The sequence below is a fragment of the Streptomyces sp. NBC_00038 genome (assembly GCF_026343635.1).
Lineage (GTDB): Bacteria > Actinomycetota > Actinomycetes > Streptomycetales > Streptomycetaceae > Streptomyces.
This window is the reverse complement of record NZ_JAPELQ010000001.1, coordinates 2,607,536-2,618,362: the sequence shown is the minus strand read 5'-3', so window position 1 is coordinate 2,618,362 and position 10,827 is coordinate 2,607,536. Positions and strand designations below refer to the sequence as shown.

At 70.0% G+C, this 10,827-nt stretch carries 9 protein-coding genes; 8 read left to right on the top strand and 1 reads right to left on the bottom strand.

Annotation, left to right across the window (positions count from 1 at the left end; all coding sequences use genetic code 11):
* Positions 1 to 117: 117 nt before the first annotated feature.
* The 4 genes from OG219_RS12075 (at position 118) to OG219_RS12060 (ending at position 2,452) form a co-directional block, all read left to right on the top strand.
* On the top strand, positions 118 to 252 hold the full coding sequence (locus tag OG219_RS12075) for a hypothetical protein (RefSeq protein ID WP_266825719.1): 135 nt from the start codon (positions 118 to 120) through the stop codon (positions 250 to 252).
* Entirely contained in the window at positions 249 to 935 is a 687-nt protein-coding gene (locus tag OG219_RS12070; RefSeq protein WP_266825717.1) for a hypothetical protein, read from the top strand. Before OG219_RS12075 ends, OG219_RS12070 begins: the two co-directional genes overlap by 4 nt.
* A gap of 126 nt (positions 936 to 1,061) precedes the next feature.
* Positions 1,062 to 1,709 carry a helix-turn-helix domain-containing protein gene (locus tag OG219_RS12065; RefSeq protein WP_266825715.1) on the top strand — a complete coding sequence of 216 codons (648 nt, stop codon included), beginning with the start codon at positions 1,062 to 1,064 and terminating at the stop codon, positions 1,707 to 1,709.
* A gap of 5 nt (positions 1,710 to 1,714) precedes the next feature.
* A complete protein-coding gene (locus OG219_RS12060; protein WP_266825713.1) occupies positions 1,715 to 2,452 on the top strand; it encodes an SRPBCC domain-containing protein in 738 nt (245 codons plus the stop codon).
* A gap of 75 nt (positions 2,453 to 2,527) precedes the next feature.
* Here OG219_RS12060 and OG219_RS12055 read toward each other — a convergent pair whose 3' ends face one another.
* Positions 2,528 to 4,354, bottom strand: coding sequence for an endonuclease/exonuclease/phosphatase family protein (locus OG219_RS12055; RefSeq protein WP_266825711.1), 1,827 nt, complete (start codon positions 4,352 to 4,354; stop codon positions 2,528 to 2,530).
* Between the two features lie 364 nt (positions 4,355 to 4,718).
* Between OG219_RS12055 and OG219_RS12050 the strand changes: the two genes are divergently transcribed.
* The 4 genes from OG219_RS12050 to OG219_RS12035 all read left to right on the top strand — a co-directional run bounded on the left by OG219_RS12050 (position 4,719) and on the right by OG219_RS12035 (position 10,823).
* The gene (locus tag OG219_RS12050; RefSeq protein ID WP_266825709.1) at positions 4,719 to 6,152 is read left to right on the top strand and encodes a hypothetical protein; all 1,434 of its coding nucleotides are present in this window, start codon (positions 4,719 to 4,721) and stop codon (positions 6,150 to 6,152) included.
* Between the two features lie 347 nt (positions 6,153 to 6,499).
* Positions 6,500 to 7,963 (top strand): alkaline phosphatase PhoX, encoded by a 1,464-nt coding sequence (locus tag OG219_RS12045; protein ID WP_266825707.1) that lies wholly within the window; start codon positions 6,500 to 6,502, stop codon positions 7,961 to 7,963.
* 493 nt (positions 7,964 to 8,456) lie between these two features.
* Positions 8,457 to 10,046 carry a TROVE domain-containing protein gene (locus tag OG219_RS12040; RefSeq protein ID WP_266825705.1) on the top strand — a complete coding sequence of 530 codons (1,590 nt, stop codon included), beginning with the start codon at positions 8,457 to 8,459 and terminating at the stop codon, positions 10,044 to 10,046.
* A 135-nt stretch (positions 10,047 to 10,181) separates the two neighbouring features.
* Positions 10,182 to 10,823 (top strand): GntR family transcriptional regulator, encoded by a 642-nt coding sequence (locus OG219_RS12035; protein WP_266825703.1) that lies wholly within the window; start codon positions 10,182 to 10,184, stop codon positions 10,821 to 10,823.
* Positions 10,824 to 10,827 lie beyond the last annotated feature (4 nt).

The window sequence follows — 10,827 nt, the reverse complement described above, 5'->3', positions numbered from 1 at the left end:
ATGGGCAATGGACGCTAATCATTTGGCGGGCGGCCCTGTCGAGGCCCTAGTGCCAACTCGGGCCCCCATGGGTCACCATGGCGAGGACGGAGTCGACGGCAGATCGCGGGAGGCGTCATGAGGCTCGGCAAGGCACTCGCCACCGGAGTCGCGGAAGAGAAGGCCCACGTGCAGGACGAAGAGCTTCAACTTCCTGAGGAAATCCAGGAGTTGGAGGCGTCCGCGCCCGAAGAGGTTCCGGTCGCCCGATGAGGCTGCGGCTCCCCGAGGAACGCCCGACGGAGCCGCCGACCGGATACAAGATCGCCCACCCGGTGCTGTCCCAGGACGGCACCCGGGCCGGGTTCACCGGCGTCTCGCTCGGCGGCGCACTGCCGTACGGAGTGCTGGACGAGGCGGGCTGCGTCTACGGGCGGCGGCACCGGGCGCCGCACCGCCGCTGCGACTGCGGCTTCCACTGCGTGCACGAACGGGCCACCGCCGAGGCGCTGTTGTGTACCGCCGAACACCGGGCGGCCGTTCTCCTCGAAGTCTCCGTCCTGGGTTCCTACATCCGTTTCGAACGCGGCTTCCGCTATGCCCGCCAGCGGGTGCGGACCGCGACCGTCGGCCCGTGCACGTGCGGCGCCGTGGCCGGCGCGCTGGCCGACGCGGGCTGGGGCAGGCCGGGTTGGCGCGCCCTGACGGCGGCGTGCGCAGGGTGCGTACGCGGTCGTACGTCGCTGTCGCTCGCCTCCTTCGCGCGGCTGGCCGGGGACGGACTGCGGGTCCGGGCCGCCGCCGGGGGTGCGGTGGACGTGACCGGCGGGCTCGGCACGGCCTCCGGGCTCGGGGTGTCCGAGCTGGTCGCCGAGGCGGCCCTGTTGCAGGCCCGACTCGACTGGTTCCAGAGTCAGTTGGCCCGGCTTGACGAGCGCGGGACGCAGTCCGGCTGATCGCCTGCCCGGGTGGAGAGCGATCGTACGCCCATTGAATCGAACTGGTGTGCGGCACGCTCATGGAACACCACCGACGACTCCAACCGTCTGGACAAAAAAAGTTTTCGGTGAGACGGTGGAGTCATGTTGGACGTGACCGTGATCGAGGACGCAGAGGCCGCCGCCGTCTCGCTGGACCCGATAAGGGCCAGACTGCTGGCGGAGCTGGCCGCAGGGCCCGCTTCGGCCGCCATGCTGGCCGGCAAGGTCGGGCTGCCCCGGCAGAAGGTGAACTACCACCTCAAGACGCTGGAGCGGCACGGTCTTGTCGAGCTGGCGGGCGAACGCCGCAAGGGCAATGTCACCGAGCGGCTGATGCGCGCGACCGCCGCGTCGTACGTCATCTCGCCGCTCGCGCTGGCCGCCGTACGGCCCGATCCGGACCGCTTCCGGGACCAGCTGTCCGCCCGCTGGCTGCTCGCGCTCGGCGCCCGGCTGGTGGGGGACGTCGGTTCGCTGATCACCGGCGCGGCGAAGGCCCGCAAGGGGCTCGCCACGTACGCGCTCGACGGCGAGGTGACGTTCGGCTCGGCAGCCGACCGCGCCGCGTTCATCGAGGAGCTGACGGCGGGTGTCAGCGGGCTGATCCGCAAGTACGACGCACCCGACGCCGAAGGTGGCAGGAGCCACCGGATCGTCGTCGCGGTCCACCCCACGCTCCGCCCCACGGGCGAACAGGGGACCCCAGCAGCCGAATTGCCCATCAGTGCCGATGTCAGTACCGAGGAGTGACCACCATGTCCAAGGAATTCGAGAGCGCCCACGAGATCGAGATCGACGCCACGCCGGAGCAGGTGTGGGACGCGATCACCGAAGGAGTCGGCGGCTGGCTGTGGCCGATGGAGGCGCCCGAGCCGCGCGAGGGCGGCGCCGGCCCCTTCGGGTCCAAGATCACGGTCTGGGACCCGCCGCACCGCTACACGAACCGTGTCGAGGACGTCGACGGCATCTCCCAGCAGACCCTCAATCAGCTCGACTACACCATCGAGCCGCGCGAGGGCGGTCGCCGGGCCTGGGTGCGGTACGTGCACAGCGGCATCTTCGTCGACGACTGGGACAACCAGTACGACGGTGCGAACAAGCACAACGCCTTCTACCTGCACACCATGGGCGAGTACGTGACGCACTTCCGTGGCCGCCCGCTCGCGTTCGCCACCTTCGAGGGACCCGAGGCGTCCACGGCGTCCGACGCCTTCACCGCCGTAGGACGTGCGCTCGGCCTCGCGGACGACACCGCCGTGGGTGCGCGTGTGCAGGCCCGCGGGCCCGAGGGCGAGCTCCTCGACGCCGTACTCGACTACCGCAACCCGTACTTCATCGGACTGCGCACCGACAACGCCCTCATCCGCTTCTTCGGGCGCAACCACTGGGGCGCGCCGGTGGGCATCAGCGTCCACGACTTCGCGCCCGACGCCGACGGCAAGCGCAACGAAGCCGCCTGGCAGGGCTGGCTGAACGGCGTCTTCGCCGCGTGAACCCGGGCTGTGATCCCGGGCATGGGATGAGCCCGGCCCCCCGGACGACGGGGCCGGGCTCATCCGTACACGGGGTTACGGCTTGAACCGCAGCACCTGCGGGTCGTGGTCGCTGATCTGGTCGTTGAACTCCGAGTTGATGTGCACGCTGTCGTACTCGAAGTCGCAGCCCTTGTAGATCGAGGGGCTGACCAGGATCTGGTCGAGGACCTGGCTGTTGCCCTGGTAGTCGTACGTGTAACGCTCGCTCTTGGGCAGCGACTTGATCGCCGACCAGAGCGCGCCGTCGTCCTCCAGGAGCTGCGTCGTGTCGGAGAACTCGAAGTCGTTGATGTCGCCGAGAGTGACGACGTCCGCGTTCTTCTGAGTAGCGAGGATCTCCTTGACGAAGGTGTTCACCGCGGTCGCCTGGAGGTGGCGCTGGGTCTCCGAGCTGCGCGTCGGCGGCTGGTACTGCGAGGTCAGACCCTGGTCGCCGCCCTTCGACGCGAAGTGGTTGGCGATCACGAAGACCGTCTTGCCGCGGAAGACGAACTCGCCCGCGAGCGGCTTGCGGCTGGTCGTCCAGGCCGTGTTGGCCGGGTCGATGCGGCCGGGGGAGGCCGTGAGGGCCGCCTTGCCGTTCACCTTCGTGACGCCCACGGCGGTCGTCGCGTCGCCGCCCGCGCGGTCCGTGAAGGAGACCCGCTCCGGGTTGAACAGGAACACCTGGCGGATGTTGCCGCCGGGCTCGCCGCCGTCGGTGTTGTTCTGCGGGTCGATGGAGCGCCACTCGTACGCCGGGCCGCCCGCCGCGACGATCGCGTCGATCAGCTTCTGCACGGTCTGGTCGGCGGCGACCGTGCCGTCGTTCTTCGCGCCGTTGTTGTCCTGGATCTCCTCCAGGGACAGGATGTCGGGCGACTGCAGGTTGTCCACGATCGCGGCCGCGTGCTCCTCGAAGGAGGCGTCGCCCGGGTCCAGGTTCTCGACGTTGTACGTCGCCACGGCCAGCTCGCTCCGCGACTGCTTCTGCGTCGTCTCGCGCTCCAGGCCGCCTGCTTCCAGGGTGCCGATCTGGTTGGCGACGAGGGTGTAACCGCCGAACTGGTTGTAGTCGAGCGGGCCCGCGGTGGTGCCCGTGAGCTCGTCGCCCACGTTCGCGGTCGGGAAGTCGGCGGTCGCGCCGAGCGACTGGATCTGCAGCCGCCCGGTGTTCTGCGAGGTGTACGAGCCGTACACCGTGCCGCCGCGGCGGTTGGCGTTCTCACGCGGCTTCACCGTGACCCACAGCTCGGTGTACGGGTCGGTCGCGGTGACCACGCGGGCGTCGGAGACCTGGACGTTCATGCCCTCCAGGGACTCGTAGTAGTCCAGGGCGTACTTCTTCGGCTCCAGGGCGAGGCCGTTGACCGAGCCGCTCGCGGCCGTGTCGCCGGCGGCGGTGTAGACGCCCGGGACCGACTTGGCGTTCACGACCGTGGCCGCCGGGACGGCGTTGCCGCTGGAGAGCACGGTCACCACCGGCTTGGTGATCTCCGTGATCGTCTGGTTGCCGGACGAGGCGCCGCCCGGGACGTACTCCGAGATCGTGCCCGACACCGTGACCGAGTCGCCGACGGCGACCTTCGGGACGGAGCTGGTGAAGACGAAGACGCCCTCGCTGGTGGCCGGGTTGTCGTCCGCGTTCGGGTCCTGGATCCAGAAACCCCGCGACGAACCGTAGGTGCGCACGCCGGTGACGATGCCCGCCACGTCCGTGACCGCCTGGCCCGCGTACGGGGAGATCCGGGTGGTGCCCTGGATATCGCGAATGTGAATGGTGTCCGCGTGGGCCGGTGTGGTGAGCACCACGGCGGAGACGGTGGAACAGACCGCGGCGACGGTCAGCGCGCCTATGCGCGCGGTTCTCTTGCTCGGCAAGGGAATCCCTCCGGGGACGTACTTGAGCGCCGGGACGAGGGTGGAGCGGTGGGGGAGCGCGGCCTGCGTGGGGGCCGGTGACGCGCGTAGAAGCAGGTGGGCTTGGCGACCGTCGTACTTCTACGCGCGTCAATCTCGTGCGTGGGCGGGGGAGTTGTCAAGGTTTCAGCGGTGTACGTCGCCTGTCAGGGACATGAACCGGGCGGCATGGGTGGAAATCCGTCTAGGCTGAGCCGTCGGTGCGGCGCTTGCACTGCCGGTGTTGCTTGGATGGCTTGCGCCGCTTCCGTCGGGTGGTGGCGATGCCTGCCCGCATTGCCTGCCCGCACCGCATGTCCTGCTTGTCCGGAGGAGAACCCAGCTGATGTCAGACAGCTCCCCCTTGCCGCCGGTGCGGCTGCACTCCGAAGCGGAGCTGGCGCGGGACGCGCTCGCCGCGCCGCTGCTCTCCCGCGCCGCACGCCTGGCCCGCTGGGCCGGTCCGGACACCCGGGTCGGCGCGGGCGGCGAACTCGCCGAGGAACAGCTTCCGGCGGCCGCCGCCGAACTCGGGCTCGACGGCGACGAAGCGGCCGCGTTCGCCAGCGAGGCCTGGCGGGTGGCCGTGGACATCGGGCTCATCGAGATCGTGGACGAGGAGGAGGGCACGGTCACCGCGGGCGAGGACCTCGCACAGCTCACCTCCGGGGCGCCGCAGGACGTCCTCGGAGTGTGGCTGGGCGCACTGGACACGGTGCTGGCCGACGCGAGCGTGCCCGACCTCGACGACCTCGTCGGCGCGATGGAGGACGGCCGGGAGGTCGACCTCTCCTCCCTGGACTGGGATCCGGAGGCGGAGGCCGAGTTCCTCGACGGGGTGCTCGGCAACCTGTACCTGCTCACCGTGGGCGAAGAAGGGCCCGACCAGGGTCCGGTGCCGCTGCCCGCCCTCGCCGCGTCGATGATCGTGCCCGACGACATGGGGGAGCCGACCAACGACGTCCTGGAGCAGGTGTCGGACGCGATGATGCGGCTCGACGACCAGTTCCGGCTCCTGGAGCCCATCGGGATCGTCGACTTCCAGCCGGTCGACGAGGCGCTGATGGCGGAGCCGGACGAGGAGCCCGCGGAGCCTGCGGCCTTCGACGACACGGATGTCACGCGCTACGGGATGGTACGGCTGACCCCGCTCGGCCTGTACGGGATCCGGGCGCGGCTCCTCGAAGCGGGAATGTCCGCCCCCGCGGTCGGGGACCTGGCCGACAAGGGGGCCGACGCGCTCCTCGACGGCACGTCCGCCTTCCCGCCGGCCGCGGCACAGGCCGAGACCGAGCAGTGGCTCGCCAGGCGTGAACCCCTGCCCGCCGCACGGGAGTTGCTCGCCGCGGCCCGCGGAGCCGACGCCGGGGCGCCGCTGCGCCGCCTCCGCTGTCAGCAGGCGCTCTCCCTCGTCGGCATGGAGGCGGAACCGGCCCTCCGTGAAGTCCTCGACGACGCCGAGCTGGGCGGGCTCGCACGGGTCTGGCTGAGCGAGCACGGGGCGGCCGACGTGCCCGTTCCCTCCGAGGCGATGGTCTTCTGGCTCACCATCGACACCCTGGCCGCGCAGCTCGCGGCCGAAGGCAACTCGGCGGAACTGCAAGCCCTCGTGGAGGGTCTCTCCCAGCAGCACAGCGGCTTCTTCGCCGCGGCCTGGCGGGTCGAGCACCCGGCCACGCCGGACGTGCTGGAGGCGATGGGGCGGCTGCACCCGGACAAGAAGGTGGCCAAGGAGGCCCGTAAGGCGGCGTTCAAGGCGCGGTCGCAGCAAGGGGGTTGAGGGGTGGCGGGGCGGCGGTGCGGCCGTGGAGTGGTGACGGTGTGGTGAGGGGCTGAGGGCGCGGTACGGCGGCAGGGGAGAGGTTTGGCCCCTGCCGCCGTGCCGCGCCCTCGTCCGGAATTCACTACGAGTTTTGGCGTGATCTGTGCGTGTTGGCCGTGTTTACGAGGATTGCCCGGAAACCATGGCTTCGAATGCGGGCGGTTCGGACGGGTTCACGGAAGCGGGACATCGGAAGTCTGCCCCCGTTCAACTCCCGTTCAGGCGTGGGCGGGACCGTGTGGCCGAAACGAGGTCCGCCACCCCGCCCCCCACGACAGTCCCACTCCACCGTCACAGGAGAAAACATGTCGCTCACCCGCAGGGACTTCGCCAGTAAATCCGCGGTCACCGGTGCCGGTGTCGTGCTGGCCGGCAGCGTCGGCGCCCTCGCCACCGCGCCGAACGCCCTCGCGTCCACGGAGACCGAGACCGACAGTGAAGGCGTGGACGCGGAGTCGGCGGACCAGAAGCACGGCGTCGGCTACGGACCGCTGATCCCCGACCCGAAGGGCCTGCTGGCGCTGCCCGCCGGGTTCTCGTACCGCGTCATCACCTACAGCGGGAAGACCAAGCTGGAGTCGGGCGAGTTCACGCCGTCCAACCACGACGGCACGTCCACCTTCGACGGCCCGCGCGGCACCACCCTACTGGTCAACAACCACGAGCTGGCCGGTCCCCGCGCCAACTGGCCCCACCCGGTGCCGCTCACCGAGGGTCTGGTCTACGACCCGGCCGCGGCCGGCGGCTGCACGGTCGTCGAGATCCGCCCCGGCGGCCAGGTCGCCGAATGGGTCGGCGTCGCGGGCACCGCCACCAACTGCGCGGGCGGCAACACCCCTTGGGGCACCTGGCTCACCTGCGAGGAGACCGAGGACAAGACCGGCACCAACGGCTTCACCAAGGACCACGGCTACGTCTTCGAGGTCGACCCCGAGGACCGCCGCCGCAACAAGAACCCCAAGCCCATCAAGGCGCTCGGCCGCTACGCCCACGAGGCCGTCGTCGTCGACCCCAAGCGCGGCCGCCTCTACCTCACCGAGGACGCCTCGGGCCCCAACGGGCTCCTGTACCGCTGGACCCCGCCGCAGGGCTTCGAGCACGGACACGGGCAGCTGGCCACCCTCGCCGACGACGCCGGCGCGTACCAGGCCTTCAAGTGCTTCGACTCCGGCGGCAAGTTCGTCGACGACCTCTCCCGCGCCACGAAGATCGGCACGGTGTACGGCGTGGACTGGGTCGACGTCCCCGACCGTGACGCCAGGACGGTCTCCGTCCGCAAGCAGTTCACCACAGGCCAGGTCACCCGCGCCCGCAAGCTCGAAGGCATGTGGTGGGGCGACGGCGGCGTGTACATCGTCTCCTCGTACGCCCGCACCGAGAGCCCCGGTCAGGCGCACGACGGCGCCGTCTGGTTCTACGACCCCAAGCGCCGCACCCTGACCCTGAAGGTCCTGATCGGCGTGAACCCCGACCCGTCCGTCGACGGCGCCTTCGACGGCCCCGACAACATCACCGTCTCCCCGTACGGCGGGCTCGTCATCGCCGAGGACGGCGAGGGCATCCAGCACCTGTTCGGCGCCACCGACAGCGGCCGTACGTACCCGATCGCACGCAACGAACTGAACATCGGCACCGAAGCGGACCCGGAGTACAGCGAGTTCACCGGCGTCACGTTCTCGCCCGACGGCAAGACCCTGTTCGCCAACATCCAGGTGCCGGGAATCATGCTGGCCATCAAGGGCCCCTGGAAGCGCCAGAAGCGCGGCTAGTTAATTCGCTCGCCCGTCCCGCGGTACGCCTCTTACAGTGATGCATGTCCAGGTGCGAAGGCAGGACCTACTTCCACTGATAATGGGGCGGCCGCGGGTTCGAGTCCCGTCACCGGTACAACGCGCCGGTGTAGCTCAGGGGTTAGAGCACCTACGTCGGTTCCGCCGGCTTTGAACTCTGGACACCACAACTTCATGCACCTCCCGGTGCGAAGGCTGCGGCTACTTCTCTCGACAAGAATCCAGGCCGCCGCCGACTTTGATCTCGGGAGGCGCAGCTCATGGTGTGTGCCCGGTGCGCAGGCAGCGGATACTTCGGGAACTGGTGGGGAAGATTCCTCGTGCGGGTTCGAATCCCGTCATCGACCCCGGGTCGGTGTGGCGGAATGGAAGACGCGCCAGTTATAAGCGACCGTCGCCGATTCCGACCTCGGGCACACTCCTTTTGCTGCGCCTCCCTCCGATACACCAATGAATTCGGGGGGAATTCACCATGGCACGTTTCAACATCAAGTCCGCGAAGGCTCAGCCCACTTCGCGTGTGACGTCGACGGGGCGTGTGCTCCGTACCTATCAGGGCGGCCGTGGTCAGGAGCGTGACCCGCGTTCCGAGCTCTTTCTGCTCGCCGTGGCCAACTTCGTTTCGCAGCGGACCTTTTACGAGACCGGCGCGGACCGCGACGACCGGTTCGCCGTGCTGGTGCGCGAGCTCGCCGTCGCCGACCCGTCGTGGACGGCAGCCCTGCTCGGCTGGCTCCGCGGCGAGGGCAACCTGCGTACGGCCTCGATCGTGGGCGCCGCCGAGTACGTGAAGGCGCGCCTCGACGCGGGCGCCACCGATGGTGACGGCCCGACGAACCGCCAGGTCATCGCCTCCGTACTGCGACGCCCGGACGAGCCCGGCGAGCTGCTCGCCTACTGGACCTCCCAGTACGGCCGCAACGTGCCCAAGCCCGTCAAGCGGGGCATCGCCGACGCCGTACGACGTCTCTACAACGGCAAGTCGCTGCTGAAGTACGACACCGCGTCCAAGGGGTACCGCTTCGGCGACATCCTCAACCTGGTGCACGCGGCGCCGGACCCCGGCAAGCCGTGGCAGGGCGAGCTGTTCCAGTACGCGCTGGACCGGCGGCACAACCCGGACACCGCCGTGGTGCCCAAGTCGCTGCCCGTACTCGCGGCCCACCGTGACCTGATGGCGCTGCGGCCCGCCAAGCGGCGCAAGGTCGTGACCGGAGCGCACGGCGCGCAGCGCCTGGCGGAGGCGGGCATGACCTGGGAGGCGCTGGCCGGCTGGCTGCAGGGACCGATGGACAAGGCGGCCTGGGAGGCCGTCATCCCGTCCATGGGTGCGATGGCGCTCGTCCGGAACCTGCGGAACTTCGACGAGGCGGGTGTCAGTGACGAAGTGGCGGCTCAGGTCGCCGCGAAGATCAGTGACCCGGCCGAGGTGGCGCGCTCGCGGCAGTTCCCGTTCCGCTACCTCGCCGCGTACCAGCACGCGCCCTCGCTGCGCTGGTCGTACCCGTTGGAGCAGGCGCTCGGCCACTCGCTGGCCAATGTGCCCGCGCTGCCGGGGCGGACGCTCGTCCTCGTCGACCGGTCGGGCTCGATGTTCTTCTCGCGGCTGTCGGACCGGTCCGAGCTCAACCGGGCCGACGCGGCGGCGATCTTCGGTACGGCGCTCGCACTGCGGGCGGCGGACGCGGATCTCGTCGAGTTCGGTACGAGCAGCAAGCGTGTGAAGTTCCGCCGCGGTGAGTCCGTGCTGAAGGTGCTCGAGCGCTTCGGCGACCTCGGCGGCACCAACACCACCGAGGCCGTCCGGCAGCACTTCAAGAAGCATGACCGGGTGCTGATCGTCACCGACGAGCAGGCCGCGGCCAGCCACTACGGCGACCCGACCGAGCAGGTCCCGGCGCAGGTGCCGGTCTACACGTGGAACCTGGCTGGGTACCGGGCGGGGCACGGTCCGTCCGGGCGGGGGAACCGGCACGTGTTCGGAGGGCTTTCGGACGGGGCCTTTCGGATGGTGCCGCTGCTGGAGGGGGCTCGGGACGCGGACTGGCCTTGGGCCTGTTGAGTGAGTCCCGTGTGAGTGCGGCCCGTGCTTCGGTGCGGGTCGCACCGTTTTGTGCGTCGCGCACTGGCGTGGGTCGTGGTCTTCTGCGGGTCGCACTCTTGTGCGGCGCTGATCTGACATCTAACATTTCAGTTCATGGAAGCGATACCCCGGACCCTGCTCAGGGACCGCGCGTACGAGGCGATACGGGACGCCATCGTGGCCGGCGACATCGCGCCGGGCGCCGTCGTGCGGGACGCCGAGCTGGCCGAGCGGCTCGGGCTCTCGCGGGCGCCCGTCCGGGATGCCTTCTCCCGGCTCGTCGACGAAGGCCTCCTTGAGTCCAAGCCGCAGAGCTATACGCGGGTGACCCCTGTGGTCGCAGCCGATGTGCGGGACGCCGCGGCCGTCGTCGGCGCCATGCATGAACTGGTCACGCGGGCCGCCGTGCCCCGGCTTCTCGCCGACCACGTCGGTGCCATGCGGGACTCCAACGCGCGGTTCGCCGCGGCCGTGCGCGATGGTGACGTGTCCGCCGCGCTGCGTGCCGACGACGAGCTGCACGACGTACTCGTCCGGGTGAGCGGGAATCGTGCCGCCGCCGCCACCATCGCCCGCTACACCCCGCTCATCCGGCGCCTGGAGCGGCGCCGGTTCGGCGAGGGCGGCAACTGCCGTTCGGCCGGGCTGCACGACCAGCTGATCGACGCCTGCGCCGGCGGCGACGCGGACGAGGCCGTCCGCGTCACGGCGGAGATCTGGCGTGGCCTCGAAGACCTGGCCGATCTCGATACCTGATCCT